Raw genomic sequence first — 25061 nt, forward strand, 5'->3', positions numbered from 1 at the left:
TCTTCGAAGGGGAATCGGTGGGGCGCGGGGTGCGCTGGGCCTACTTCTGGCGCTTGTAGAACGGCAGCGCGACGACCTCGAACGGCTCGGCCTTGCCGCGCAGGTCTGCGTCGAGCTTCGTGCCGACGGCGGAGTGCTCGATGTCCACGTACGCCAGGGCCACGGGGTAGCCGAGGGTCGGGCTGGGCTGGCCGGAGGTGACCTCGCCGACCACTGCGCCGTCCTTGAGGATCGGGTAGTGCGAGCGGGCCGCGCGGCGTCCCAGGCCCTTGAGTCCCACGAGGCGGCGGCCGGTCGTGGTGCCCTCGCCGGCGGCCTTCTTCGCCTCGAGCGCGGCACGGCCCACGAAGTCGCCCTCCTTGCTCTTGAGGGCGACGACGCCGCCCAGGCCCGCGGCGAACGGCGATCCCTCGCGGGAGAGCTCGTTGCCGTAGAGCGGCATGCCGGCCTCGAGGCGCAGCGAGTCGCGGGCGGCGAGGCCGCAGGGGATGAGGCCGTGGCCCTGCCCGGCTTCGGCGAGCGCCTTCCAGAGCTGGGGCGCGAGCTCGTTGCCGACGAACAGCTCGAACCCGTCCTCGCCCGTGTAGCCGGTCCGGGCCAGGAAGACGGGCACGCCCGCGACCGTGGCCTCGATGCCGGCGTAGTACTTGAGCTGGCGGATGTCCTCGTGGTCCTCGGAGCCGGCCACGGAGAGCAGGATCGCCTCCGCGTTCGGGCCCTGGACGGCGATGAGGGAGGTCTCAGCCGAGGCGTCGCGGAGGGCGACGGCCCCAGCCGCCGCGCCGCCGTCGGCCGCGGACGTGAAGGCGTCGAGGCGGGAGGCGAGCTCGGCCGCGACGGTTGCGGCGTTGCCCGCGTTGGGGACGACGAGGAAGTCCTCCTCGGCCACGCGGTAGACGATGAGGTCGTCGATGATGCCGCCGTCCTCGGCGCAGATGAGCGAGTACTTGGCCTTGCCCACCGCGATCGCGGAGAGCTTGCCCACGAGGGCGTAGTCAAGGAACGCTCCGGCGCCGGGGCCGGTGGCCCAGACCTCGCCCATGTGGGAGAGGTCGAACAGGCCGGCGGCGTCGCGGACGGCGCGGTGCTCGGCGAGCTCGGAACCGTACTTGAGAGGCATCTGCCAGCCGCCGAAGTCGGTGAAGGATGCGCCGAGGGTCTCGTGCTCGCCGTAGAGGGCGGTGCGCTTCTCCTGGGCTGCCTGGGTGGTGGTCTCAGTCATAGGAAGTCTCCTTGCGGTGGTCGAACGAAGCGGTGCGGAGTCGATGCCCGGGGCGGAGCCGGTCCCGGCTCCGCCCCGCCGGCGTCGACGGTCAGTTCTCTTCGAACGCCTCGAGGGGCGGGCACGCGCAGATCAGGTTGCGGTCGCCACCGGCGCCGTCGATGCGGCCGACCGGGGCGAAGTACTTGTCCTGGTGGTGGGTCTTGCCCGGGAAGGCCGCCTGCTCGCGGGTGTACGGGCGGTCCCACTCGGTGGAGACGACGGCGGACGCGGTGTGCGGCGCCCGGCGCAGCGGCGACTGGGCGAGCTCGAACTCGCCGGCACCGACCTGGTCGATCTCGGCCCGGATGGCGATCATCGCATCGATGAACCGGTCGATCTCGCCGAGGTCCTCGGACTCCGTGGGCTCGACCATGAGCGTGCCCGCAACCGGGAACGCGAGGGTCGGGGCGTGGAAGCCGTAGTCGATCAGGCGCTTCGCGACGTCCTCCGCGGTCACGCCGGTCTTGGCCGTGAGCTCGCGCAGGTCGAGGATGCACTCGTGGGCCACGAGGCCGCCCTCGCCCGTGTAGAGCACGGGGAAGGAGGAGTCGAGGCGCTTGGCGATGTAGTTGGCCGCGAGGAGCGCGGACTTGGTGGCCTCGGTGAGGCCCTCGCCGCCCATGAGCTTCACGTAGGCCCACGAGATCGGCAGGACCCCGGCGGAGCCGTAGCGGGAGGCAGAGACGGGGATGGCCGTCTGCCCCTCGGCGCCGGTCCACTGGGTGGCGTCGCCCGGCATGAACGGGGCGAGGTGGGCGCGGGCCGCGACGGGGCCGACGCCGGGGCCGCCGCCGCCGTGCGGGATGCAGAACGTCTTGTGGAGGTTCAGGTGGGAGACGTCGCCGCCGAACCTGCCCGGCTGGGCGAGGCCCACGAGCGCGTTCATGTTGGCGCCGTCGATGTAGACCTGGCCGCCGGCCTCGTGGACCGCGTCGCAGACCTGGCGCACGTCCGCGTCGTACACGCCGTGCGTGGAGGGGTAGGTGATCATGATCGCCGCGAGGTCCTCGCGGTGCTTCTCGATCTTGGCGTTGAGGTCCTCGTGGTCGATCGTGCCGTCCGAGGCGGTGGCCACGACGACGACCTTCATGCCCGCGAGGACGGCCGAGGCGGCGTTGGTGCCGTGGGCCGAGGCCGGGATGAGGCAGATGTCGCGCTGGCCCTCGCCGCGGGAGGCGTGGTAGCCGCGGATGGCGAGGAGGCCCGCGAGTTCGCCCTGCGAGCCCGCGTTGGGCTGGATCGAGACCTGGTCGTAGCCGGTGATCTCCGCGAGATCTGCCTCGAGCTCGGCGATGAGCTCCCGCCAGCCGGCGGTCTGGGCGTCCGGCGCGAACGGGTGGATGCCGGCGAACTCCGGCCACGTCATCGACTCCATCTCCACCGTGGCGTTGAGCTTCATCGTGCAGGAGCCGAGCGGGATCATCGTCCGGTCGAGCGCCAGGTCACGGTCCGAGAGGCGGCGCAGGTAGCGCAGCATCTGGGTCTCGGAGCGGTAGGAGTGGAACACGGGGTGCGTGAGGTACTGGCTCGAGCGGAGCATGGCCGTCTCGAGCTGGAAGTCCGCGCCGGCGCCGGTCTGGCTGTCCACGCCGTCGCCCGCGGCGCCGGCTCCGAAGACGCCCGCGACGATCGCGACGTGCTCAGCGGTGGTGGCCTCGTCGCAGGAGATGCCGACGGTGTCGGCGTCGACCAGGCGCAGGTTCACGCCCTGCTTCTCGGCCTTCTCGACGATCGCGGCCGCGCGGCCCGGGACGGTGGCCGTGACGGTATCGAAGAAGCTGCGGTGCACGAGCTCGACGCCGGCGCCGGCGAGCGCCGTCGCGAGCGAGCGGGCGTGCGAGTGGGTGCGCTGCGCGATGGCCTTGAGCCCCTCGGGGCCGTGGTACACGGCGTACATCGAGGCGACGATCGCAAGGAGGGCCTGCGCGGTGCAGATGTTGGAGGTGGCCTTCTCACGGCGGATGTGCTGCTCGCGGGTCTGGAGGGCCAGGCGGTAGGCGGGCATGCCGGCGTCGTCCTTCGAGACGCCGACGAGGCGGCCGGGGAGCTGGCGCTCGAGGCCCTTGTGGACGCTCATGAACGCGGCGTGCGGGCCGCCGTAGAACAGCGGGACGCCGAAGCGCTGGGCGGAGCCGACGGCGATATCCGCGCCCTGCTCCCCCGGGGACTTGATGAGCGTCAAGGCGAGGAGGTCGGCCGCCACGGTGACGAGCGCGCCGCGGTCCTTCGCCTCAGCGATGAGCGCGGTGGCGTCCGTGACGAGGCCGGAGGCGCCGGGCTGCTGGATCACGAGCCCGTTGATCGGGCCCTCGGGCAGGCCCTTGGAGAGATCGGCGACCTCGACCTCGAAGCCGAGCGCCTTGGCACGGCCCTTGACGATCGCGATGGACTGCGGGAACAGGTCCGCGTCGAGCACGGTGCGCCCGTTCGCCGCCTCCTTGTTCTTGTTGGCGCGGCGCATCAGGAGTACGGCCTCGGCGACGGCAGTCGCCTCGTCCAGCAGCGAGGCGTTCGCGATCGCGAGACCGGTCAGGTCCGAGACGGCGGTCTGGAAGTTCAGCAGCGCCTCGAGCCGGCCCTGCGAGATCTCGGGCTGGTAGGGCGTGTACGCGGTGTACCAGGCCGGGTCCTCGACGATGTTCCGGCGGATCACCGGAGGGGTGATCGTGTCGTAGTAGCCCTGGCCGATCATCTGCACGCGCAGCTTGTTCTTGGAGGCGAGGCCGCGCAGCGTTGCGAGCGTCTCGGCCTCGGTGAGGGCAGTGCCGAGCGAGAGCGGCTTGTCCTGCTTGATGCTCTCCGGGACGGCGGCAGCGGCGAGGGCGTCCGCGCTGTCGTAGCCCACGGCGTTGAGCATGTGCTTGATGTCTGCTTCGCGGCGGGCACCGATGTGCCGGTCGACGAAGGCTGCGGGGGAAAGGTCCGTCACGGGGAACTCCATCAATCAGGCCGGCCCGGCCGGGCTGGCTTTTGACTCCAGTTCCTCCCCGCTCTGTATGGGACCTGAGAGATTCCGCCGGATCAAATCCGGCTTGCACCGTCGGTGAACGTCCGGTGAAGGACGCTGCTTTCCAGAGTTGCCTTGCCGCAGCGGTACAGGTGCCTGAGAGATTCCTGGGGAGGTGTTGCTCCTACGGCGCCTGCTTGCTCTTGCTCGCAGGACTCTCCCGCCGCAGATCAGAGGCTGTGTGTTCAGTTGTCGAAGGCCGGGTACGTGCGGACACGCGGACCCACGGCTTGCCCTTCCATTGTGCTATGCCGGAGGTCACAGGGGCAAATGCCTCCGGCCACATGGACGCTCACCCCTTCATCTGAGAGTCACCTCCTGAAGGTCACCCTCTGGGGTCACCTCCAATGGGCTGCCGACTGCGGCCGCGGTGCCGTGATGCGGAAGGCCCCCGATCCGGGTGGATCGGGGGCCTTCCGTGATCACCGCCGGTCAGCCGGCCATGCGTGAGTGGTCGCGGTGCAGCCGCTCCTGCGCCGCCTCCGTGGTGTGCCTGATGCCGCGGAATGCACCGAGCATGAGGGTCGCCCCGAACAGGGCCACCACGGCCATGGTGAAAAGCAGCGCTCCCAGCGCCACGGTGCCGAAGAACACGGCAGTCTGAAGGTTGAACTCGAACATCGCTCCACTCGCTCCGCGCCCCTCCCATAGGGGCCCACCACCTATTCTGACGGCCCGCGATCCGCGTCACCGCGCGGAACGGGTCCTGCCCGATGTGAATTCGCCCACATCACTCCCCCGCGGCGCTCCGAGCACCCCGGAAGGCCTAGTTGCAGGATCCGCCGCCGGTGCCGGACACCGTGGCGCCGATCCCCAGAATGCCGATCTGGACGGTGGGCAGGCCGCCCGTCTGGTCGGGGGTGCACGTGGTCGGGGCCGGCGACGGCCCGGTCTGGGAGCCGCCCGACGTCGGCGACGGGGCTGGTGCCGGCGGAGCCTGGCGAGCCGGGGCAGAGCGGGCCGGGGCGGGCCGCGTGGAGGCGGACGACGGCGCCGGGACCGGCTGGGCGGGAACCGGAACCGGCTGCGCGGGGGCCTCGTACGGGGCGGGGGCAGCTGGCTCCGAGGGGCTTGCAGCCCGGGCCGCCTCGGCGGCCTGGTCCGACGCAGGCGCGCTGGGCGGGGCGCCGGTGGCAGTGGACGAGGCAGAGGATGTCGTGGACGATGCCCGCACGGCCGGTACTGCGCTGGACGGGGCGGTGGGCACGCCGCTGTCCTGCCGCGGGGAACTCGCCGTGGGGTGGGGCGCCGGCCCCGCGCCCACGATGACCTGGAACGAGAGGGCGGCTAGCGAGAGCAGCGAGGCGCCCCCGGCTCCCCAGACGGCGCCAGCGGGGACGACCGCCGAACCGGCCGAGCGCCGTGCCCGGGACTTCCAGAACACCGCCGTGCCGAGGACGACCGCCGCAGCGACGAGGACGAGTGCCGGGACAGTGGCCACGCCGAGGCAGACGAGGGCCAGTCCCACCGCCGGCAGGAACCACGGCGTCCACCGAAGCGTCCCCGTCCGGGCTCGGCGCCGACGGGGCGCGGCATCCCGCCCGCGGCCGGCCCGGGGCGCCCGATGCAGTCCCTCGGTCGGCGGTTCCTCACGCTCCGCCATGGGCAGCCTCCCACTCCTCCCGGAGAATTCCGTACACGACGGCGTCGTAGAGCTCGCCGCGGACCTTCCGTGCCTTCCGGTACCTCGCCTCGAGCGTGAACCCGAGCTTCTCACCGACCCGGCACATGCCCGTGTTCCCGCTCCACGTCGCGAAGTCGAGGCGGTCGCTGTCGGTGGAGGCGAAGAGGTAGCCGGTCCACAGGCCGAGCGCCTCGGTGCCGTAGCCGCCGGACCAGCGGGCGGGGTCGTAGACGGCCAGCCCGAGCCTGCGCCACGGAAGGAGCCGCGTGCCGTCCTCGGCCTCGGCCCCCGGGCGCTCCTCCCAGTACCACGACACCTGGCCCATGAACTGGCCGGAGCCGGCGTCCACGATCGCGAGGTGCTCGCGCACCGGCGGCCACCCGCCGTCGGCCGCGCGGGCCAGGAGCCCATCGCACCAGCCGTTGGCTCCCTCGGCGCTCCAGCGCCCGTAGAAGGGGCCGTCGTAGAGCTGCCATTCGTGGACCCCGGCGGGAGGAGGCACGCTCCAGCGGCGCAGGCCCTCGACGTCGTCGGGCGTCCAGTCCCGCAGGGCCACGCGGGAGCCTGTCAGGGTCACGGGAAAATCCATCCGCACTACCCTACAGGCCCCTGCTGGAGGGCTCTGCCGCCCGATCGGCGTCAGCGGGCCAGCCCGGCCCTCCTCAGCGCGTCGGCCAGCGCGGTGTCCGCGGCCGGCTCGGCCTTCCCGCCCCGCTGGCCGCCGCCGTTCTGGTTCCGGCCGCCCTGGCTGCCGTTGCCGCGCGGGCTGCCGTCGCTGCGGGGGCTGACATTGCTGCCCTGGCCACCGCGGCTGCGCTGGGCGCGGCCGGCCTGTCCGTCACCGCCGCGCTCGTCCCCGGGTCGCCGATTCCCGCCAGCCTGGTTCCCGCCGGTCTGGCCTTCCCCGGACGCACGACGCCGGGCCTCGCCCCCGCGGGCCGGCTTGCGTTCGCCGCGCTCGCCGCCCGGCTCGTCGTCCAGCCGCAGCGTCAGCGAGATGCGCTTGCGGGGAACGTCCACGTCGAGGACCTTGACCTTGACGACCTGGCCTGATTGGACCACCTCGCGGGGGTCGGAGATGAACTTGGTGCTCATGGCGGAGACGTGGACGAGGCCGTCCTGGTGGACCCCGAGGTCCACGAATGCGCCGAAGGCGGCAACGTTGGAGACGGTGCCCTCGAGGATCATGCCGGGCCGGACGTCGTTGATCGTCTCGACGCCCTCCGCGAGGGACGCGGTGACGAATTCGGGGCGCGGGTCGCGGCCGGGGCGGACCAGTTCGGTCATGACGTCGCGGACGGTGGGCAGGCCGAACCGCTCGTCCGCGAACCGGGCGGGATCCAGGGTCGCCACGCGCTCCTTCGATCCCCCGGCTGCCTCGAGGATGCGGGCCGCCAGCCCGTAGGCCTCGGGGTGGACTGCCGAGGCGTCCAGCGGCTCGGAGCCGCCGGTGATGCGCAGGAAGCCCGCGCACTGCTCGAACGCCTTGGCCCCGAGGCGCGGGACCTTCTTGAGCTCGGCACGCGAGGCGAAGACGCCGTGGGCGTCGCGGTACTCGACGATGTTGCGGCTCAGGGTAGGGCCGAGGCCGGCGACCCGTGCGAGCAGCGCGGGCGACGCGGTGTTGACGTCCACGCCGACGGCGTTGACGCAGTCCTCGACGACGGCGTCGAGGCTGCGCTCGAGCTTGGACTGGGTGACATCGTGCTGGTACTGGCCGACGCCGATCGACTTGGGATCGATCTTCACGAGTTCCGCGAGGGGGTCCTGGAGCCTGCGGGCGATCGAGACCGCGCCGCGCAGGGAGACGTCGAGCTCGGGCAGCTCGGCGGAGGCGAGGGCGGAGGCAGAGTAGACGGACGCACCGGCCTCCGAGACGATGACCTTGGACCCGCGGGGCAGCCCGAGCCGGGCCAGGAGGTCTCCGGCGAGCCGGTCCGTCTCGCGGCTCGCCGTCCCGTTGCCCACCGCGACGAGTTCGACGTTGTGGCGTCGCGCGAGCTTCTCCAGGACGGCCAGCGACTCGTCCCACTTCTTCGCCGGCGCGTGCGGGTACACCGTCGCCGTGTCGAGGACCTTGCCCGTGCCGTCGACCACCGCGACCTTCACCCCCGTGCGCAGGCCGGGGTCGAGGCCCAGCACGGCCCGGTTCCCCGCCGGCGCGGCGAGGAGCACGTCGCGGAGGTTGGCGGCGAAGACCTTCACCGACTCCTCCTCGGCGGCATCGAAGAGCCGCGCCCTGAGATCGGATTCGAGCTTGGCCAACAGCCTGCCCTGCCAGGCGACCTTGACCGTCTGCGCGAGCCACTTCCCGGCCGGGGTCCCGGCGCCGCCGTACACGCCCAGCGCACGCGCCACGGCCGCCTCGTAGGCCGCCCGCGCCTCGGACCGGGCAGCCTCGTCACGCGGATCGGCCTCGGCGATCTCGAGCGACAGGGCCCCCTCGCGCTCGCCGCGCAGGAGTGCCAGGACCCTGTGGCCCGGCATCGCGTCGACGGGCTGGACATAGTCCTCGAAGTCGGCGTACTTCCCCTCCCCGCCGGCGCCGCCGGCCTTCGCGGCGGAGCGCAGGCGACCGCCCCGGAAGAGCCGTTCGCGGAGGTCAGCCACGAGCGCGGCATCCTGCCCGACACGCTCGGTGAGGATCGCCCGGGCGCCCGCGAGCGCCTCGGCGGCACCGGTGATGCCCTTCTCCTCGTTGAGGTAGGCCTCCGCGAGCGCATCGAGGTCCCGGGACGGGTCGGCGAGGATCGAGTCCGCGAGGGGCTCGAGGCCGGCCTCGCGCGCAATCTGGGCGCGGGTGCGCCGCTTCGACTTGTAGGGGAGGTACAGGTCCTCGAGCTCCGACTTCGTCGCGGCGGACAGCAGCGCAGACTGCAGCTCCTCGGTGAGCGCCCCCTGCTCGGCGACCGCGGCAATGATCGTGCGGCGGCGGTCCTCGAGTTCGCGCAGATAGCGCAGCCGCTCCTCGAGTTCGCGCAGCTGGGCATCGTCGAGGGTGCCGGTGGCCTCCTTGCGGTACCGCGCGATGAAGGGCACCGTCGCGCCGCCGTCGATGAGGCCGACCGCGGCCTTGACCTGCCAAGGTGCCACGCCGAGCTCGGCGGCGATTCTCCGGGCGATCGCCTCGGCGGTCTCCGCTTCCCCGGGCGGGGCGGGCAGGGCAGGGGACGGCTGGGCCAGGGAGGTCTCGGTGCTCACGGTTCTACTGTGCCCTATCCCTCCGACAGCCGTGGTCATCATCCCTCCGACAGCCGTGGTCATCGGCCCCCTGCACCCCACGTGGCGATGGCCCAGAGGACGCCCGGACGGCCGAGGTCCACGAGCGAGGTCCCCACCCCGACGATCGCGTAGATGCCCACGGGGACGAGCATGAGCCATTCCCTCCACGAGCCCGCATCGCCGAGGACGGGGATGCTCAGATGGCCGCCCCGCCGCCAGACCCAGCGGATGACCGGGGTCTTGTGCATGAACTTCGGCCGGCGGAAGCGGAAGGGCCAGACCAGGTTGCAGCCGCCGGTCGTGAGGAGGTCCCCGGCAATGTGGACCGCGCTCCCGATGCCGACGGCCAAGGGGAACCAGTCCTGTCGGTCGGGGGCGCACAGGGCCACGAAGACGGCCAGCGGCACGGCCAGGATCCAGGGCAGCTTCTGGACGCCGTCCGGAAGGATCCCGAGCACCTTGGCCGCGAAGGATACCAGGAGCAGGGACACGAGCCCTGCGCCAAGGTACACGGTTCCCCACAGCGGAGTGTGCAGGGTCCAGTGCCCGGCGAACCACGCGAGGGTCACGAAGCCGGCGATGCCGACGAGCGAGTGCGTGCCGTTGCGGTGGCCGCCCGCGATGGCCCCGATTCCCGCGCACACCGCATTCGAGACGGGTGGGAGGGACTGGGCGATGGTCGCGCTGCGGTGGTCGGCGTCGGGCAGGAGCGCGGCCCCCGCAGTGACGAGCGCGCCGACGACGACGCCGACCGGCGAGGCCTCGAACAGCGGCCACCCGAGGTCGAAGGCGACGTGGCCGAGGCCGAGGGGCGCGGTGGCCGCGGAGAGGTCGAAGTGGACACGGGTGGTCAGCGCGACCCAGGCTGCTGCGCCACAGGCCGCGTGGTGGGGCCCCATCATGCTGCGGGACCCTCCCGTCGGAGACGGGACGGTGGAACGGTGGTGCTCACGGGACGGTTCAGGCCTCGCAGGAGGCGCAGGCGCCGGCGTCGAGGTCGGCATCGCTGAGGACCGAGCCGCAGTCGCGGCACCACGCGTGGGATGCGAGGTCCAGGCAGTCCGCGCAGCGGTGCTCCTCGGACTCCGCGAGGCCCCTGCCGCACTCGGCGCAGTCGTCCTCGCGCCCGGGGACCCGGCGGTCAGGGTCGAGGGGGTGGGGGCCGGTTCCGTGAAGGCGCGGGACCGGCGTCAGGACCGTTGCTGTGCTCATGATTCGAGGCTAGGCAGGGGGTCCGACATTTCTTGCACACGCCCTCGGAGAGTTGCGGATTGGGCAGGCGTAGGCTGGCGGCCATGGCGAGATTCTTCGATGTGCACCCGGTCGACCCGCAGCCCCGGGCGATCAGCCAGGCCGTGCAGATCCTGCGCGAGGGCGGACTCATCGCGTACCCCACGGACTCCTGCTACGCGCTCGGGGCGATGATGGGCAACCGCGAGGCGCTGGAGCGGATCCGGCAGATCCGCCACCTCGACGACAAGCACCACTTCACCCTCGTGTGCGCGGAGTTCGCCCAGCTCGGGCAGCTCGTCGAGATGCCCAATGACGTCTTCCGGGCCATCAAGGCCGTCACGCCCGGGCCCTATACCTTCATCCTCCCGGCCACCCGGGAGGTGCCCAAGCGCATGCTCCACCCGAAGAAGAAGTCGGTGGGCGTGCGCATCCCGGACAACGCCGTGGTGCGCGCCCTGCTGCGCGAGCTGGGCGAGCCGCTGCTGTCCTCGACCCTCCTCCTGCCCGGTGAGGAGGATCCCCTGACCGACGGCTGGGAGATCAAGGAGCGGCTCGACAACGTGGTCGACGCGGTCATCGACGCCGGCGAATGCGGTTCCGAACCGACCACCGTGGTGGACTTCACCTCCGGCGCAGCCGAGATCGCCCGTTACGGGGCCGGGGACCCGAGCCGGTTCGAAGAGGCCTAGGCCAGCCGGGCCCGCACGATCTCGCTGACGGCCTTGCCGTCGAACCGGCCCGCCACGACGGCGGTGACGGGCTTCATGACCTGGCCCATCTGCCGGAGGGACAGCTCGGCGCCGTGCGCCCTGAGCGCGGCGATGGCGTCGTCGACGATCCCCTCGACCTCCTCGCGGGTGAGCGGCTGCGGCAGGTATGCCTCGATGACCTCGGCCTCGGCGACCTCCGCAGCAGCGCGGGAGTCCTCGCCGGCGCCGGCGTAGATCTCGGCCGTCTCGCGCCGTTTGGAGGCCTCCTTCTGCAGCAGCGAGGTGACCTGTGCGTCGTCGAGCGTCACCGGGGTCTTGCCGGACTTCTCCCGCGTCTCGATCTCGCCCAGGACGTTGCGGACCGTGGTGAGCGCGGTCCGGTCGCCTGACTTCATGTGCGTGACGAGGTCGGCCTGGAGCCGCTCCTTGAGCGTGGACATCGGGGCACCTTCTTCTGGGGACGTCGTGGGATGCGGCGCGCGGGCCACCGCCTGCCTCAAGGGTAGGCGCTCCTACAATGGAGGAAGGCCAGCAGGAGGCTCCCGTGGGACGCAGGCACTACAGGGTCCGGCACCGGCGGCGCATCGGCCAGCCGCGGCGTTTTGAACAGCACCGGCGCGCTGCGGCTGCCCCGCGGCCCCGCCTCGCCCGGCAGGAGCCGCAGGCCGTCCTCGAGTGGGCGGCCCTGAGGAGGGTGCAGCCCTTCCCCCTCGCCGCGCTCGTGCTCAAGTGGCTCCTCCTCGCGCTCCTGTGCCTGGCGGTGCTGGACGTCGCCCGGACCGCCGGTGTGCCGATCGTGCTCATCGTCCTCGTCTGGGCGTGGTCTGCCGCCGTGCGGGGGCGCCGCCGGGCCGGCTATCGGGCACCTGAACCCGCGCCTCGGGCCGCCCAGCCCGGCGCGTCCCCAAGCGACCGGCCGGGGGCGGCCGCCGGGCCGCCCCGCGGCAACCCCTACGACCTCGAGACGTACCTGCGGCGGCTCGGCGAGGACGGCTCCTGATGGCTCGCCCGGCCCTATCCGACCCCCTAAGCTGGCGAGCATGGCCCGAGTCCTGAATGCAGCCGCAGTCCTCGGGCGGCTTGTCGCCTTCGTCCTCGTGAGCGCGGTCTGCGGCGCCCTCGTGGCCGGCATCTTCATGCCGGTGGCCGCGGCGGCCTGGGGCACCACCAACGGCACGGTCCAGTTCTTCGACAACCTCCCCTCGGAGCTCACGGTCACGCCCCCGGCGCGCGTGACCAGCATCGTCGCTGCCGACGGCTCGCCGATTGCCTCGCTCTTCAGCGAGAACCGGACGCCCGTTGGGCTCGACGCCATGTCCCCGGACATCAGGAACGCGATCGTGGCCATCGAGGACTACCGCTTCTACGACCACGGCGGGGTGGACACGACCGGGATCCTCCGGGCGGCCATCGCGAACCTGCGCGGCGACAGGCAGGGCGCCTCGACCCTGACCCAGCAGTACGTGGCGAACGTCCTCAAGGAGAACCTGATCGCCCAGGGCCAGGATCCCACCGTGGTGCTCAACGGCCAGAAGGACCTCGGGGACAAGCTGCGCGAGATGAAGCTCGCGATCGCCCTGGAGAAGAAGTACTCCAAGGACGAGATCCTGGCCGGCTACCTCAATCTGGTCTTCTTCAACCCGAACGCCTACGGGATCCAGGCCGCGAGCCGGTACTTCTTCTCCGTGGACGCCAAGGACCTCACACTCCCCCAGGCCGCCCTCCTCGCCGGAGTGGTGAACGGGCCCTCGGTCTACGACCCGACCGCCCATCCGGACGCCTCGGTCCAGCGCCGCAACCTCGTGCTCGACGCCATGCTCAAGCACGGCTACGTGACCCAGAAGCAGCACGACGATGCCGCCGCGTCCCCGCTCAAGCTCAAGGTCAGCCCGCCCCGTCAGGGCTGCGCCTATGCCGTCCAGGCGCAGTACTTCTGCGACTACGTCCTGCACGAGGTCCTCAACGACCCGGCCTACGGGAAGACCCCGGACGACCGCTACGCGACCGTCACCCGCGGGGGCCTGACCATCGCCACCACCCTTGACCCCCGCCTGCAGGGCCCGGCGCAGGCGCAGGTCGATGCGACCGCGGGCGCCAACCCGGACAAGTGGGGCACGTCTCTCGTGACGGTCCAGCCCGGCACGGGCAAGATCCTCGCCATGGCCCAGAACACGCGGATGCTCGCGGGCCAGGGCCTCGGCTTCGTCACGAGCTACAACTTCAACGTGGACCGGACGGACGCGCACGGCAACGACCTCGGCGGGGCGGGCGGCTTCCAGCCCGGCTCGTCGGTGAAGCCGCTGACCCTGACGGCGTGGCTGAACGAGGGCAAGACGACGGACGAGAAGGTCAACGCGGCCCAGCGCCGCTATCCTCTGAACCATCCGTGGCATGACACGTGCGCGAAGGTCACCGGGGCTTACGACGACACGACGGCGCGGCCGCCGTGGAACACGGCCCCCGACCTGCAGAACGATGAGCCCAACTGGTACCGGCCCATGTCGGTGCGCGAGGGCATCTACCAGTCGATCAACACGGCCACCTTCGCCTCCGCCGCGGGCCTGAGCGACTTCTGCGACATCCAGCGCGCGACGGATGCGCTCGGCATGCACGACGGCGAGGGCAACGGCCAGAAGCTGGACATGTCCACGCTCGGCAACCTCCTGGGCGGCATGAACGTGTCCCCGCTGACCATGGCGTCCGCCTACGCGACCTTCGCCGCCAACGGCACGTACTGCACCCCGAGGTCGATCACCTCGGTCAAGGACGCCCAAGGCAACAAGATCGGCGGACAATCGAAGGACTGCCACCAGGGCGCGGTCAAGCCGGATGTCGCCAAGGCCGTCACGAACGTGCTCCAGGACGTGCTGACCAAGGGCTCCGGCTACAACATCAAGGACACGGCGGGCAAGACCATCAAGCTGGGGGTGCCGGACGCGGCCAAGACCGGCACGAACCAGTACAACAGCGAGACGTGGCTCGTCGGCTACACCCGCGGGCTCTCGACTGCCTCCTACTTCGGCGAGGCGCTGAAGAACCCGGAGGACCACCTCGGCCGGAACGTGTACGTCAACGGCCGGTTCTGGCCGGCGATCGACGGAGCCTACATCGCGGGCCCGCAGTGGGCGTACTACATGCAGAAGGCCGTCGGCCTCTACAGCCACGGGGCCTTCGACGCGCCCCCGCCGAGCCTCATCAGCGGCGACAAGCACGGCGACAAGCACCAGGACCAGAAGAAGTAGCACCGCGCGGGGCGGGCGGACGACGGCGGGAGGCGCCCGCCGTCGTCCGCCCGCCCCGCGCCGCGCTCAGGCGGCGAGGGTCGCGTCGAAGAGGGCGCGGAGCTCGCGGAAGTGGCGCTCCGTGGCCTCCTCGTTGTAAGCGGAGGTGTCCGCCATGGAGTAGCCGTGCGAGGCGCCGGGGTAGATGATGTTGGATGCCTCGAGTCCGGCGGCTTCGAGGGCCTCGCCGAGGCGGGCCACGGCCTCGGGGGCCATGCTCCGGTCGTGGTCGGCGTGGCCGAAGACGAACCGGGCCCGGGCGCCGGGGAGGCCGAGGTGCGGGCTGTCGGCGTCGTCCGTGGCGAGGCCGCCGCCGTGGAAGCCGCCGCACGCGGCGACCTCGGGGTGGGCGTTCGCGCTCCGCACGGCGAGGCGGGCACCCATGCAGTAGCCGGTGACGCCGATGGGGCCCTCGGCCACCCCGTCGAGGGAGGCCAGGGCCGCGGTCCAGGCGTCGATGTCCGGCAGAGCCTTGTCGGCCGTGAGCCGGCCGACCCGTGGGAACGCCGCCTTGCCGGCCTCCTCGCGCCCCTCGGCGGTGGTCATGTCGAGGGCCGGGGCGAGCTCGGCCACGCTGCCCTCGCGGTAGAACACGTTCGGAGCCAGGACCACGTAGCCCCAATCCGCGATGCGCTGCGCCATCTCGGCGATGCGGGGGCGGATGCCGAACGCATCCATGTAGAGGATGACTCCGGGGAAGGGGCCCTCGCCGGCCGCGGGCCGGGCGACGAGGGCCTCGGCGGTGCCTTCAGGGGCGGGGATCTGAATGAGCTCGGTAGACATGGGCACAGGATAGCGGCGGCCGCTGGGCACGGGCTCAGGCCCGCTGGGCCTGACGGTCCTCGGAGGCCTGCCCGGACACCCGCCGCCGTTCGCGCCCGGGCCCGCTCCCGAGGGACAGGGTCGCGAGCAGCCCCACGGCCAGGAAGCTCGCCGCCGAGAAGGCGGCGTACCGGGTGCCTTCGGAGAACGCCGCCTTCGCGTCCGCGGCTGCCGGCGCCGTGGCCGGCGAGCCCGCGAGCCCGGCGATGGCCGCCCCCGAGCTGTCGACGACCGCGGAGACGATGGAGTCACGCTGGGCTGCGGGCACGCCGCGGCCGTCCAGCGAGCCGTCCAGCAGCCCCCCGGCCGAGGAGAACAGGACCGTGCCGAGCACGGCGATGCCCAGCGCCGACCCGATCTGCCGCGCAGTGCTCTGGGTGCCGGAGGCCTGGCCGCTCAGGGTGACGGGGACGTCCTTGAGGACCACCCCGGTGAGCTGCGCCGTCGCGAGCCCCACCCCGAAGCCGTAGACGAACAGGCACGGGACCAAAAGGCCCCACGGGGTGTCGGGCCCGATGACCGCCCCGAGCCCCGCCACGCCGGCGATCTCGGCCACGAGGCCCACCCGGACGATCACGACGGGGGAAGCGCGGTGGCTGAGCGCTCCGGCGAGGCCGCTGGCCGCGAACGAGCCGATGGCGAGGGCCAGCAGGATCAGTCCAGTGTCGAGGGCGCTGAAGCCGAGGACGTTCTGGAGCCAGATCGGCAGCGCCAGGATGATGCCGAACTCGCCGAGCGAGACGATGAGTGCGGCGAGGTTGCCGTTGCGGAACGAGGGGATGCGCAGGAGCTCGACCGAGAACATGCTGGCCAGGCCCCGGCGCTCCTGGCGGACTGCCCAGAGTGCACAGGCCGCGATGCCGAGGAGGGCGAGGCCGAACACGAACGGGATCGGCGAGACGGGCCCCGGCCACTCCCAGGATCCGATCTTCGGGCGCTGGTCCACGGTCCACCAGCCGTAGGTGCGGCCCTCGATGAGCGCGAAGACGAGGGATGCCGAGGCGACGACGGACAGGATGGCGCCGACCGGGTCGAGGGGCCGGCGGGCGCCGTCCTTGGACTCGGCGACCGCGGCCAGGGCGCCTACCACGATCACCGCCGCGATGGGGATGTTGATCCCGAAGGCCCAGCGCCACGAGAACGAGGTGGTCAGCCATCCGCCGAGGAGTGGGCCCACGGCGGACATGCCGCCGATCGTGGAGCCCCAGACCGCGAACGCGATCGCCCGCTCCGATCCCCGGAATCCGGCGTTGATGAGCGAGAGCGTGGAGGGGAGCACCATGGCGCCGCCCACGCCCTGGACGAGCCGGGAGCCGATGAGGAGGCCCCCGGTGGGGGCTAAGGCCGCGACCACGGAGGACAGCGCGAACACGACGACCCCGAGCAGCAGCAGGCGCCGCCGGCCGAAGCGGTCGCCGAGGGTCCCGAACACCAGCAGCAGGGCCGCGAACACGAGGGTGTAGGACTCCTGGATCCACTGCACGCCGGTCGAGTCGACCCCGAGGTCCTTGACGATCGAGGGGATCGCGACGTTGACGATCGTCGAGTCCACGATGATGAGCGAGACGGCGAGGCTGATCACCACGAGCCCGGCCCATCGCCGTCGCCCTGCGGCGGGACTGTCCCCGCCGGCACCGGTGGGGACGGCCGACGGGCTGGGCGACGACGGGTGGGGGCGGTGCTGGGGCGCCATGACTGAGCCTCCGGGGAGCCGAGCCGATATTTTCTCGATCATCTTATTTCTCGATGATCGAGACATCAACCCTGCATGGGTCGGAGTGCGGCGGGCGGCGGAGTGCTGGCTACGATGGCGCCATGGAACTGCGCCCCGGGCTGCACCGGATCGGCAATGACATGGTCGCGGCCTATCTCGTGGTCGACGGCTCGGGCATCACGGTGATCGACGCCGGCCTGCCGGGGCACTGGCGCGACCTCGAGCAGGAACTCACGGCCCTCGGCCGCTCCGTGGAGGACATCCGGGCCGTACTCCTGACCCATGGCGATCCCGACCATCTAGGCTTCGCGGAGCGCCTGCGCCGCGACCAAGGGGTCCCCGTCTACGTGCATGGGGCGGACAGCGCGCGGGCGCGCGGCCACGGATCGACGAATCCTGGCTGGGGGCCGATGCGCTTGGGACCCGTGGTGAGGTTCCTGGCCTACGCCGTCGGCAAGGGCGCGCTGCGGCCGGCCCACGTGGCGGAGGTGCGTGAACTCAAGGACGGCGAGGTCCTGGACCTCCCCGGCGCGCCGCGGATCGTCGCCCTGCCCGGCCACTCCCCCGGCAGCGTCGCGGTCCACGTCCCTGCCGTGGAGGCCGTGTTCGTCGGGGACGCGCTCACCACGCGCCACGTCCTCACGGGACGGGAGGGGCCGCAACCGGCCCCGTTCACCGACGATCCCGCCCAGGCCCTGAGATCCCTGGAAAGACTGCGGCCCACCGGGGCACGGTGGGTGCTGCCCGGGCACGGGACGCCGTGGCGGGGCGGCGTCGGCGCGGCGGTCGACGCCGTCGAACGGGCAGCGGCCGACGCCGGCCGGTCACCACGGCGGCGCGGGCGCCGATAGGCGCTGCCCGCGCCGCCTCGGTGACGCGTCAGCGGCAGCGGGTCAGCGGCCCTTCTCCTCGAGCTTGAGGGCGATCCCGATCGTGAAGAACGTGGGGGCCCAGTGGCCCACGAAGATCCCCCAGCGGTCGGACTGGGCGCGGTCGTGGCGCGGGTTCATGCGGCTCACGAGCCAGGAGACGAAGGAGAATCCGATGGATCCGAAGCCGGCCATGTAGGCGTATTCGCTCCTGACCCCCATTTCGTGCAGCTTCTCGAGCATGACAGCAACCTCCTGGTGGGGCGGGGATATGTTCCGGACGCAGTGAGGTTGCCCACTCATCAGGGTGTTGAATCCGATCCGGGGCGCCGGACCGGGGGGCGGGCAGCTGGCGGGCTCCCGATGCGATATGTTGTACATGTCTATCTGTGGGAGCTGGGGTCCCACCGGTGGGCTGCCTGTCCACGCGCGGCCGCCCCGGGTGCAAGCCCGGGCGCGGCCGCCGCGGGCATCGGCCGGCCGCGGCCGAGTGAGCCGCGGACATCGTGATCAGGGGGACAAGATGGACTCGTCAGCGAGCGGCGCCTACACGGAGCGGCGCGGGAGCATCGAGTCTGCCCGCCTGCGCGCGGCCCTGGACCGCGAGGCGGCCCGCCGTTCGGTCCGGCATGCCGAGGGACCATTCGCCGCTGAGGCCCCCCTCCTGGCCGGCACCCCCGATCTCGCGGCGGTGCGGCAGCGCGCCTGGCTGATCCCGAAGGGCCCCTTCGTGGCCGTGGGCCGGCTCGCCCTCGCCCTTGCGGGCATCTCCGGACTCGTCCTGCTCGGGCTGCTGCTGGCCGCGGCAGTCGCCATGGTGCAGCTCCACTTCCAGGGGCACTGAGCGGCTGACGCGCCTCCAAGGCCGGTTCAGATGTCGGTCCGGTCCCTTCCGAGGGTCCACACATTGGCGTCCTCGACGCGCTCGTACCGGACCTCGCTCATCAGCTGCCGGAGCATGGCCAGTCCGCGGCCAGCGTCGCGGGGTGTGCCCGGCTCGTGGCGGAGCGACGGCGTCGGCACGGCGCCCACCTCTCGCAGTTCCGCCTCGAGCCTCCGATAGGTGGGGCGGAGCTCGATCTCCAGGAGCAAGGTCGTCCCGGCCGGGGCCACGGCGTGGCGGATCGAATTGGAGACGGCCTCGATGACGGCGATCTCGAATGCCGTCCGATCGGCAAGACCGGCCCAGGGGTCGTCGTGCCACAGGCGCTCGAGGAGGCCTTCCACCCTCGTGAGGAACGCGTCGCTCCGCTTTCCGCTTGCTCTGAGCACCACTGCCGCGCCGGACACGGGACCGTCCCTTCGATGGAGTTATGGGGTTCAGGGGGGCCTTACCCGCGGGCGGCGGGGCTCAACCGGACCCGCTGCGACGGCTTCCTCAGGCGGGCGAGGACCAGCCGCGCCCGAGCACCCGCTGCAGAGTGCTGGCACGCTGGGCGCTGAGCCGTCCCCGGCGGTCGGCGGCGCGCTGGGCTGCCAGCCACGCCCCGAGCCTCACCTCGGTCCGGTCGCGTGCCGCGGGCTCGGGCAGGCGCCCGCGGTCCCGCACGAAGGCCGACACCTCATTGACCGCCGCCGCGAAGTCGTTCTCGCTCTGCTGCCGCAGGGCCGGCAGGCCCGCCAGGCTCCGCCCGAACCGCGTCCGCGTCTGCCCGTCCATGCCTGCTCCCCCCAAGACAGCCGTTGAATCGACAGGAATTCTAGGCGCGGCCGCAACGTGGAGCGAGGGTGGGCGGCGCGGTGGGGCGCCGGAGTGCCAGGCCCCGGACCATCGATTCATCGAACGACGTGACAACATCCTGCAGGGCCCTGTCATGCCTCTGTTCGTGCAGATCCCAGCAGCGCATTCCGCCGCCCCGCGCTGGCACGCTCCGCTTGACAGTCCTAGCCCGGGCCAGCCGCGGGCCGCCCGGACGCTCTCCACGAGATCTTGTCCGGAGCCGGCACCGCCGCTATTCTGCCCCGGACCCCAGCGTGTGACGGCCCGGCGCTCCGCACAGAACGCCGCGCCGGGCCGTCGTGTCTACATGTCCCGGTAGCGCTTCGCGGCGGAGAGGGCCTGCGTGAGCCCCGCTCGGTCGAGTCGGGGCCCGTATCCCGGGGTGTCACGCTGGATGCGCCAGCCCTCGGCGAGCGGCCCGGCATCGACCACGTCGAAGCCGAACTCGTCGATCAGGGCCGCCACCTTCGCCTTCGCGCTGTCGTCGTCTCCGGCGATGGCCAGGGCGCGGCGGTCCGGCGAGCCTGCCGGCAGCGGATCGGTGGTGAGGTCGCGGGCGTAGATGTGGTTGAACGCCTTCACCACGTGTGAGGTCGGCAGGTGCGCCTGCAGCAGCTCGGCGGTCGTCGTCTCCTCGGCGTCGAGCGCCGGAATCGAGCCGTCCCGCTGAGGGTAGTAGTTGCCGGTGTCGATCACCGTCTTCCCTGCCAGTTCATCGACCGGGACCTGGTCGATGTTCTTGAGCGGGATGGTGACGACGACGAGGTCCCCGGCGTCGGCCGCCTCGCGGGCGGTCGCGGCGCGTGCGTGCGGGCCGAGCTCGGCGACGAGGCCCGACAGGGTCTCGGGGCCACGCGAGTTGCTCACCACCACGTCATAGCCGGACCGCACGGCGAGGCGTGCGAGCTGGGAGCCGATATGTCCACTGCCGATGAAGCCGATCGTTGTCATGTGGGGTGCAACCACGGTCGGCGCCCAGTATTCCCGGCTTTCCTCCGGACATCCCGGGGGCGTGGCGGCGTGCTCGCTGCGGCGCTAGATTGGACGCCGGAGCGCCACGGAGGCGCGCCGGGGCCGCCGTGTCGCGCGGATCAGACGTCAAGGACCGCCCTGCGAGAAGAGGCCCGTGCATGAGCGATGAGGACCGCCGTCGAGAACTCGGCAGCAACGATGCCCCGGTCGAGGAGGAGATCGAGGAGTCCTTCGACCGGATCGTCGGAGAAGGGGCGCAGCGCCTGCACCGCACCTGGCGCTCGGTGCTGATCACGGGTTTCTTCGGGGGCGTCGACGTCGGGCTCGGCGTGATGGCCTACTTGGCCGTCCAGCACTCCACCGGGAGCAGGCTGCTGGCTGGGCTCGCCTTCGGCATCGGGTTCATCGCCCTCCTGCTGGCCAAGAGCGAACTGTTCACCGAGGGCTTCCTCGTGCCCATCGCCGCGGTCGCTGCGCGACAGGCCCGGCTCGGACAGCTCATCAAGCTGTGGACGGGAACGCTGGCCGCGAACCTCGTGGGCGGATGGTGCTTCATGTGGCTCGTCATGAAGGCCTTTCCCGAGTGGGCCCCGACAGTCATCGACTCCGGCCGCCATTTCGCCGAGGCGCCCCCGACCCTCCAGTCACTCTGCCTGGCCACCCTGGGCGGCAGCACCATCACGCTCATGACCCGCATGCAGCAGGGCACGGAGTCGGTGCCGGGGAAGATCGCAGCGGCCGTCGCCGGCGGATTCCTGCTGTCCGGTCTGCCGCTGTTCCACTCGGTGCTCGATTCCCTGCTGATCTTCGGCGCACTCCACTCCGGCGCGCCGTTCGGCTATGGCCAGTGGCTGGGATGGTTCGCCTACACGGCCGCCTTCAACGTCCTCGGTGGCCTGCTGCTGGTGACCGCGCTGCGGCTGCTCCGCAGCAAGGAGCTCATCAGCGAGCGCCGGGCCCGCGGCTGAGCGCCCGCGCCTGAGGGCCGTACCCCGGGCACTTTCCCGGGCCGCACCCCAGGCGCGCACGCCGTGGTGTACGGTTGCTGCTCGCACTCCCGCCAGCCGAAAGGAAGGCCAGGCCTGTGGCCGCCGACTACGACGAACTGCGCTCCGACGTCAAGGAATCCCAGAACGACTCGCTCGAGGCCGTGAAATCGGCCAGCGCACCAGACCCGCAGAGCGTCGTGCGCGAGCTCGACGGAGACGACAGCGGCGAGAGCGGCGACCTCCCGGGCGGGGAGATCCTCACCGATGAGCTCACCGTGCACGTCGTCCCCCAAGGCGACGACGAGTTCGTCTGCCAGTCCTGTTTCCTGGTCCGCCACCGCTCCCAGAAGGCCGTGGAGAAGGACGGGGCGGCGTACTGCCGGGACTGCGAGGGCTGAGCAGGGGCTAGTCCGGCGGCCGGGCCCGATCGACGGTAGGGTGGCTTCTCGAGGCGGGGCACCGGGCCCGGCCAGCTACCAGCTACCTGTAGGGACCAGATTGAAGAAGACCGCCGTCCTCGTGCCCGCCCTGCTCACAGCCGCCGCCCTCGGCCTGTCCGGCTGCTCGGCCCAGCTTTCCACGAAGGATTCCTGCGCCCAGTTCCTGTCGATCGAGAAGAACGTCTCGACTCTTGGAGGCAGCCCCAGCCCGACGCAGGTGAGCGGCGTCGCCAGCCAGATGGGCACCCTCGCCCAGAAGGCCTCCGATGATGTGAAGAAGGACATCGCTGCTCTCGCCGACGGGCTCGAGGGCTACGCGAACGGCGACAAGTCGGCACTCAGCACCTCCAAGGTCAGCGGCGCCGTGACGCACCTCCAGAGCGTCTGCGGGGCCGGCAACTGACCTGCCGGCAAGGACCTGCCTGACAACGCAGGGCCCCGGGCTCCAGAGGAGCCCGGGGCCCTGCGTTGTTGCGCTTCGTGCCTAGGGCGTCGGTGCAGCCGTTCCCGTCGGGGTCGCCGACGGGCTCGGGGCTGCTGCCGCGGCGGAGCCAGCGCTGGCTGACGCGCTCGGGGCCGGGGTGGACAGCGGGCTCGCCGTCCCGGTGGCGGACGGGCTGGGGGTCGCCGCCGCGGCCGGCGCCGTCGTGGTGGTCGGAGCCGGGGCACTCGAGGCCGATGCGCTCGGGGTCGCGGCCGGTGCCCCAGTGGCCGTCACCGTGGTCCCGGACGTGGGGCTCCACACGATCCTGCCGCCCTGGTAGTCCTGGGCGACTCCACCCGCAATGGCGTACTCACCGCTGGTCGGGTAGCCGAGCCGGCCATCCTGGGCACCGAGGGACAGCCACGCGGAGCGGATCGCACCCTTGGACTCGAAGGCTCCGGTGGCCGGGGACCACACGATGGCCCCGCCCTGATAGGACTGCGCCACGCCCCCGCCGATGAGGCCTGGCACCTCATCGCTCGTGGGATAGCCCATGGCCCCGTTCTCGTACCCGAGCTGCGCGTACCGGGAGCGGATCGCCCCGGTGGACTGATGGGCCCCGGTGGCCGGGGACCAGACGAGGGCTCCGCCCTGGTACATCTGGTACACGCCCCCGCTCTTGAGGCCGGGCACCTCGCCGGTGGTGGGGTAACCCATGGTGCCCTCCTGGGTGCCGAGGGACTGCCATTCCCCGCGGATGGCGCCGGTGGACTCGTGCGCGCCGGTGGCCGGCGACCAGACGATCGCGCCGCCCTGGTAGGCCTGGCTGACGCCGCCGGCCTTGAGGCCTGACGTCTCGCTGCCAGTCGGGTAGCCCATCTTCCCGTTCTCGGAGGCCAGGGACTGCCAGTCGCTGCGGATGGCACCCCTGGACTCGAAGGCGCCTGTCGCCGGGGACCAGACGATGGCCCCGCCCTGGTACATCTGGAAGACGCCGCCGGCCTTCAGGCCCGCCGTCTCCCCGCTCGTGGGGTAGCCCATGATCCCGTTTTCGAACCCGAGCTGCGTGTACCGGCCGCGGATCGCGCCGGTGGACTCATGGGCGCCGGTGGCCGGGGACCAGACGATGGCCCCGCCCTCGTACATCTGGTAGACGCCACCATTCTTGAGGCCGCCCACCTCGTCGGTGGTGGGGTAGCCCATGCGGCCGTTCTCGAACCCGAGTGCCTGCCAGACAGACCGGATGGCTCCGTGGGAGACCATGGCACCGTTGGCGGGGGTCCAGATGACCGCGCCCCCCTGGTACATGTGGTACCAGCCGCCGTCCCGGGAGATCCCGTAGCCGCCGAATCCGGAGCCGAGGCCAAACTGGGCGGCCTTGGCGTCCATGAGCTCGGCGACGCCGGGCGGCGGGACGTTGCCGCCAGTGACCGTCACGGTCGCGGACGCGGCCGAGACGGAGTTGACGGTGACCCGGGTCCCGCCGGCCGTGGTGAAGGTCTGGCCGGGCTGCCACGCCAGATTGGACGCGTAGTACCCGAGGAACGGCATGGTGCTCGGGGCGAGGAGCAGCGACTCGCTGGAGTTCAGGCCGCCCTTGATGATCTCCACGCCCTGGTTTCCGCCCACGGCCGTCGGGGCGTCGTATCCGACCGGAGCCTTGTACTGGAGGTAGTACCACTCCCCCGTCAGAGGGTCCTGGAACTTCGCCGCCCGCGCTGCACCGCTTCCGGCCCAGGGTGTGAGCGTGAGCGTCATCGGGGCTCCCGCGGTGCCCGCATTGCGGATCTCGTTCCCACTGCCGAAGCCGCCGTACTCGTACAGGTAGGAGTTCAGCTGCGGCTCGCTGTACTGGGAGACGCCCATGAGGTCGGTGCGGTCGCCGTAGAAGCGCGTGGTGCAGGCCGCGTCCGTGAAGTCCGTGCCGGCAAGGGTCGAATCGGCGGCCCCGTCCGTGCACTGCAGGGCGTTGGCGTGACCGAGTCCGAGGACGTGGCCGAATTCGTGGGCGGTGACCGGGGAGGTGAAGTTGGACGGGCTCGGAAGGAGGACGAGGCCGCTGGTCTGACCCGTTTCAGCCCCGGCGCCGAGGTTGCCTGTGGTCCCGTACACGATCACGTCGGTGCGGGGTACGGCGAGGACCAGGACGTTGGACGTGTTCGGCGTCCATCCGATCTCCTGGGCAACGGTGTTCATGATGACGGTGAAGTCGTCGCTCGAGGAGGCCGCGGTCTTGAATCCGGCCATGACCTTGTCGACGCGCATGCTGATGCGGCCGGCGGACATGGTGGACCAGTAGGCACTCGCCGAGGAGACGGCGCTCTTGTAGGCGTTGACGTCGAGCGCGGCCGCGTCGGCAGCGGTCTTGTCGCTCGTCTGGAGGGTGACGATGGTGACCGAGAGCTGCGCGGTCCGCTGCGGGAGGACCGTCGGGACGACGGCGGGCACCGGAGCGGCCTCCGCGGGGGCCACGCCTTGGCCCTCCACGACCGGGACTACGGCAACCGCGAGCGCGACGGCGGCCGACGCGAGGGCGCGGGTCGCCGCACCGCCGCCGGTTCGTCGGTGGCGGCGTTTCTTGGCGGACTGGGCACGGTGATGAGGGGCGCGTGGGCGCATGGGGGCCTCCAAAGGCGGGATCGCTGCGGGTTCGATCCTAGGGGAGGTTGGACCTGTCCAACGCGGAACCCGCGCAATCCTCGGCTGACCTTTGGGCAATCGTTGGCTGGCGCTTGGGCCACGGCCGCCGGCGCTTGGAGTCGGGACGCGC

Annotated in this window: 24 protein-coding genes and 2 riboswitches; of the genes, 8 read left to right on the forward strand and 16 right to left on the reverse strand. The window is 71.7% G+C overall.

Going from position 1 to position 25061, the window contains the following annotated elements:
• Nucleotides 1–40: 40 nt before the first annotated feature.
• From gcvT to ACYVKZ_RS05415, 8 genes are all read right to left on the reverse strand, one after another.
• Complete coding sequence (gene gcvT / locus ACYVKZ_RS05380) at nt 41–1222, reverse strand: glycine cleavage system aminomethyltransferase GcvT (RefSeq protein WP_460991038.1); 1182 nt, start codon at nt 1220–1222, stop codon at nt 41–43.
• A 91-nt stretch (nt 1223–1313) separates the two neighbouring features.
• The gene (gcvP, locus tag ACYVKZ_RS05385; protein ID WP_460991039.1) at nt 1314–4205 is read right to left on the reverse strand and encodes an aminomethyl-transferring glycine dehydrogenase; all 2892 of its coding nucleotides are present in this window, start codon (nt 4203–4205) and stop codon (nt 1314–1316) included.
• A gap of 41 nt (nt 4206–4246) precedes the next feature.
• Nucleotides 4247–4344, reverse strand: a riboswitch (glycine riboswitch).
• Between the two features lies 1 nt (nt 4345).
• A riboswitch (glycine riboswitch) is annotated at nt 4346–4444 on the reverse strand.
• 259 nt (nt 4445–4703) lie between these two features.
• On the reverse strand, nt 4704–4892 hold the full coding sequence (locus ACYVKZ_RS05390; RefSeq protein WP_460991040.1) for a hypothetical protein: 189 nt from the start codon (nt 4890–4892) through the stop codon (nt 4704–4706).
• Between the two features lie 145 nt (nt 4893–5037).
• A complete protein-coding gene (locus tag ACYVKZ_RS05395; protein ID WP_460991041.1) occupies nt 5038–5874 on the reverse strand; it encodes a hypothetical protein in 837 nt (278 codons plus the stop codon).
• Nucleotides 5861–6472 carry a GNAT family N-acetyltransferase gene (locus ACYVKZ_RS05400; RefSeq protein ID WP_460991042.1) on the reverse strand — a complete coding sequence of 204 codons (612 nt, stop codon included), beginning with the start codon at nt 6470–6472 and terminating at the stop codon, nt 5861–5863. Before ACYVKZ_RS05400 ends, ACYVKZ_RS05395 begins: the two co-directional genes overlap by 14 nt.
• Before the next feature lie 62 nt (nt 6473–6534).
• Entirely contained in the window at nt 6535–9096 is a 2562-nt protein-coding gene (locus ACYVKZ_RS05405) for a Tex family protein (RefSeq protein ID WP_460991043.1), read from the reverse strand.
• 59 nt (nt 9097–9155) lie between these two features.
• Nucleotides 9156–10019, reverse strand: a complete 864-nt coding sequence (locus tag ACYVKZ_RS05410) for a metal-dependent hydrolase (RefSeq protein ID WP_460991044.1) — start codon at nt 10017–10019, stop codon at nt 9156–9158.
• Nucleotides 10020–10077: 58 nt separating this feature from the next.
• Nucleotides 10078–10329, reverse strand: a complete 252-nt coding sequence (locus ACYVKZ_RS05415; RefSeq protein WP_460991045.1) for a hypothetical protein — start codon at nt 10327–10329, stop codon at nt 10078–10080.
• A gap of 83 nt (nt 10330–10412) precedes the next feature.
• Between ACYVKZ_RS05415 and ACYVKZ_RS05420 the strand changes: the two genes are divergently transcribed.
• Nucleotides 10413–11039: an L-threonylcarbamoyladenylate synthase gene (locus ACYVKZ_RS05420; protein ID WP_460991046.1), complete on the forward strand. Its 627-nt coding sequence runs from the start codon at nt 10413–10415 to the stop codon at nt 11037–11039.
• Here ACYVKZ_RS05420 and ACYVKZ_RS05425 read toward each other — a convergent pair.
• Nucleotides 11036–11500, reverse strand: a complete 465-nt coding sequence (locus tag ACYVKZ_RS05425; protein ID WP_460991047.1) for a GatB/YqeY domain-containing protein — start codon at nt 11498–11500, stop codon at nt 11036–11038. The genes ACYVKZ_RS05420 and ACYVKZ_RS05425 overlap by 4 nt on opposite strands.
• Nucleotides 11501–11604: 104 nt before the next feature.
• Here ACYVKZ_RS05425 and ACYVKZ_RS05430 point away from each other — a divergent pair, with 104 nt between their 5' ends.
• Nucleotides 11605–12060, forward strand: a complete 456-nt coding sequence (locus ACYVKZ_RS05430; RefSeq protein ID WP_460991048.1) for a hypothetical protein — start codon at nt 11605–11607, stop codon at nt 12058–12060.
• A gap of 40 nt (nt 12061–12100) precedes the next feature.
• Nucleotides 12101–14302 (forward strand): transglycosylase domain-containing protein, encoded by a 2202-nt coding sequence (locus ACYVKZ_RS05435; protein ID WP_460991049.1) that lies wholly within the window; start codon nt 12101–12103, stop codon nt 14300–14302.
• A 66-nt stretch (nt 14303–14368) separates the two neighbouring features.
• Here the strand turns inward: ACYVKZ_RS05435 and ACYVKZ_RS05440 are convergent, their stop codons facing one another.
• Nucleotides 14369–15124, reverse strand: coding sequence for a dienelactone hydrolase family protein (locus ACYVKZ_RS05440; protein WP_460991050.1), 756 nt, complete (start codon nt 15122–15124; stop codon nt 14369–14371).
• A gap of 34 nt (nt 15125–15158) precedes the next feature.
• A complete protein-coding gene (locus ACYVKZ_RS05445; RefSeq protein ID WP_460991051.1) occupies nt 15159–16856 on the reverse strand; it encodes a DHA2 family efflux MFS transporter permease subunit in 1698 nt (565 codons plus the stop codon).
• Between the two features lie 122 nt (nt 16857–16978).
• Between ACYVKZ_RS05445 and ACYVKZ_RS05450 the strand changes: the two genes are divergently transcribed.
• Nucleotides 16979–17728, forward strand: coding sequence for an MBL fold metallo-hydrolase (locus ACYVKZ_RS05450; protein WP_460991052.1), 750 nt, complete (start codon nt 16979–16981; stop codon nt 17726–17728).
• Nucleotides 17729–17770: 42 nt separating this feature from the next.
• On the opposite strand, the gene ACYVKZ_RS05455 is transcribed toward ACYVKZ_RS05450, so the two are convergent.
• On the reverse strand, nt 17771–17989 hold the full coding sequence (locus ACYVKZ_RS05455; protein ID WP_307007854.1) for a hypothetical protein: 219 nt from the start codon (nt 17987–17989) through the stop codon (nt 17771–17773).
• A 280-nt stretch (nt 17990–18269) separates the two neighbouring features.
• On the opposite strand from ACYVKZ_RS05455, the gene ACYVKZ_RS05460 reads away from it, so the two are divergent.
• Nucleotides 18270–18590 (forward strand): hypothetical protein, encoded by a 321-nt coding sequence (locus ACYVKZ_RS05460; RefSeq protein ID WP_460991053.1) that lies wholly within the window; start codon nt 18270–18272, stop codon nt 18588–18590.
• A 26-nt stretch (nt 18591–18616) separates the two neighbouring features.
• Here the strand turns inward: ACYVKZ_RS05460 and ACYVKZ_RS05465 are convergent, their stop codons facing one another.
• The 3 genes from ACYVKZ_RS05465 to ACYVKZ_RS05475 all read right to left on the reverse strand — a co-directional run bounded on the left by ACYVKZ_RS05465 (nt 18617) and on the right by ACYVKZ_RS05475 (nt 20417).
• On the reverse strand, nt 18617–19036 hold the full coding sequence (locus tag ACYVKZ_RS05465) for an ATP-binding protein (protein ID WP_460991054.1): 420 nt from the start codon (nt 19034–19036) through the stop codon (nt 18617–18619).
• Nucleotides 19037–19124: 88 nt separating this feature from the next.
• Nucleotides 19125–19406, reverse strand: a complete 282-nt coding sequence (locus tag ACYVKZ_RS05470) for a helicase associated domain-containing protein (RefSeq protein ID WP_460991055.1) — start codon at nt 19404–19406, stop codon at nt 19125–19127.
• A gap of 363 nt (nt 19407–19769) precedes the next feature.
• Nucleotides 19770–20417 (reverse strand): NADPH-dependent F420 reductase, encoded by a 648-nt coding sequence (locus ACYVKZ_RS05475; protein WP_460991056.1) that lies wholly within the window; start codon nt 20415–20417, stop codon nt 19770–19772.
• A gap of 179 nt (nt 20418–20596) precedes the next feature.
• Here ACYVKZ_RS05475 and ACYVKZ_RS05480 point away from each other — a divergent pair, with 179 nt between their 5' ends.
• The 3 genes from ACYVKZ_RS05480 (at nt 20597) to ACYVKZ_RS05490 (ending at nt 22270) form a co-directional block, all read left to right on the forward strand.
• Nucleotides 20597–21406, forward strand: coding sequence for a formate/nitrite transporter family protein (locus tag ACYVKZ_RS05480; RefSeq protein WP_460991057.1), 810 nt, complete (start codon nt 20597–20599; stop codon nt 21404–21406).
• A 116-nt stretch (nt 21407–21522) separates the two neighbouring features.
• Nucleotides 21523–21825: a DUF4193 family protein gene (locus ACYVKZ_RS05485; RefSeq protein ID WP_460991058.1), complete on the forward strand. Its 303-nt coding sequence runs from the start codon at nt 21523–21525 to the stop codon at nt 21823–21825.
• Between the two features lie 100 nt (nt 21826–21925).
• Nucleotides 21926–22270 carry a hypothetical protein gene (locus tag ACYVKZ_RS05490; protein ID WP_307007864.1) on the forward strand — a complete coding sequence of 115 codons (345 nt, stop codon included), beginning with the start codon at nt 21926–21928 and terminating at the stop codon, nt 22268–22270.
• An 81-nt stretch (nt 22271–22351) separates the two neighbouring features.
• On the opposite strand, the gene ACYVKZ_RS05495 is transcribed toward ACYVKZ_RS05490, so the two are convergent.
• Nucleotides 22352–24910, reverse strand: a complete 2559-nt coding sequence (locus ACYVKZ_RS05495; RefSeq protein WP_460991059.1) for an LGFP repeat-containing protein — start codon at nt 24908–24910, stop codon at nt 22352–22354.
• Nucleotides 24911–25061 lie beyond the last annotated feature (151 nt).

It is taken from the genome of Sinomonas soli (genome assembly GCF_054782415.1).

What these genes read in the sequence shown, in the direction of transcription:
- gcvT (WP_460991038.1), bottom strand. Translation starts at nt 1,222, where the DNA reads ATGACTGAGACCACCACCCAGGCAGCCCAGGAGAAGCGCACCGCCCTC.
- gcvP (WP_460991039.1), bottom strand. Translation starts at nt 4,205, where the DNA reads ATGGAGTTCCCCGTGACGGACCTTTCCCCCGCAGCCTTCGTCGACCGG.
- ACYVKZ_RS05390 (WP_460991040.1), bottom strand. Translation starts at nt 4,892, where the DNA reads ATGTTCGAGTTCAACCTTCAGACTGCCGTGTTCTTCGGCACCGTGGCG.
- ACYVKZ_RS05395 (WP_460991041.1), bottom strand. Translation starts at nt 5,874, where the DNA reads ATGGCGGAGCGTGAGGAACCGCCGACCGAGGGACTGCATCGGGCGCCC.
- ACYVKZ_RS05410 (WP_460991044.1), bottom strand. Translation starts at nt 10,019, where the DNA reads ATGATGGGGCCCCACCACGCGGCCTGTGGCGCAGCAGCCTGGGTCGCG.
- ACYVKZ_RS05415 (WP_460991045.1), bottom strand. Translation starts at nt 10,329, where the DNA reads ATGAGCACAGCAACGGTCCTGACGCCGGTCCCGCGCCTTCACGGAACC.
- ACYVKZ_RS05420 (WP_460991046.1), top strand. Translation starts at nt 10,413, where the DNA reads ATGGCGAGATTCTTCGATGTGCACCCGGTCGACCCGCAGCCCCGGGCG.
- ACYVKZ_RS05425 (WP_460991047.1), bottom strand. Translation starts at nt 11,500, where the DNA reads ATGTCCACGCTCAAGGAGCGGCTCCAGGCCGACCTCGTCACGCACATG.
- ACYVKZ_RS05435 (WP_460991049.1), top strand. Translation starts at nt 12,101, where the DNA reads ATGGCCCGAGTCCTGAATGCAGCCGCAGTCCTCGGGCGGCTTGTCGCC.
- ACYVKZ_RS05440 (WP_460991050.1), bottom strand. Translation starts at nt 15,124, where the DNA reads ATGTCTACCGAGCTCATTCAGATCCCCGCCCCTGAAGGCACCGCCGAG.
- ACYVKZ_RS05445 (WP_460991051.1), bottom strand. Translation starts at nt 16,856, where the DNA reads ATGGCGCCCCAGCACCGCCCCCACCCGTCGTCGCCCAGCCCGTCGGCC.
- ACYVKZ_RS05450 (WP_460991052.1), top strand. Translation starts at nt 16,979, where the DNA reads ATGGAACTGCGCCCCGGGCTGCACCGGATCGGCAATGACATGGTCGCG.
- ACYVKZ_RS05455 (WP_307007854.1), bottom strand. Translation starts at nt 17,989, where the DNA reads ATGCTCGAGAAGCTGCACGAAATGGGGGTCAGGAGCGAATACGCCTAC.
- ACYVKZ_RS05460 (WP_460991053.1), top strand. Translation starts at nt 18,270, where the DNA reads ATGGACTCGTCAGCGAGCGGCGCCTACACGGAGCGGCGCGGGAGCATC.
- ACYVKZ_RS05470 (WP_460991055.1), bottom strand. Translation starts at nt 19,406, where the DNA reads ATGGACGGGCAGACGCGGACGCGGTTCGGGCGGAGCCTGGCGGGCCTG.
- ACYVKZ_RS05475 (WP_460991056.1), bottom strand. Translation starts at nt 20,417, where the DNA reads ATGACAACGATCGGCTTCATCGGCAGTGGACATATCGGCTCCCAGCTC.
- ACYVKZ_RS05480 (WP_460991057.1), top strand. Translation starts at nt 20,597, where the DNA reads ATGAGCGATGAGGACCGCCGTCGAGAACTCGGCAGCAACGATGCCCCG.
- ACYVKZ_RS05495 (WP_460991059.1), bottom strand. Translation starts at nt 24,910, where the DNA reads ATGCGCCCACGCGCCCCTCATCACCGTGCCCAGTCCGCCAAGAAACGC.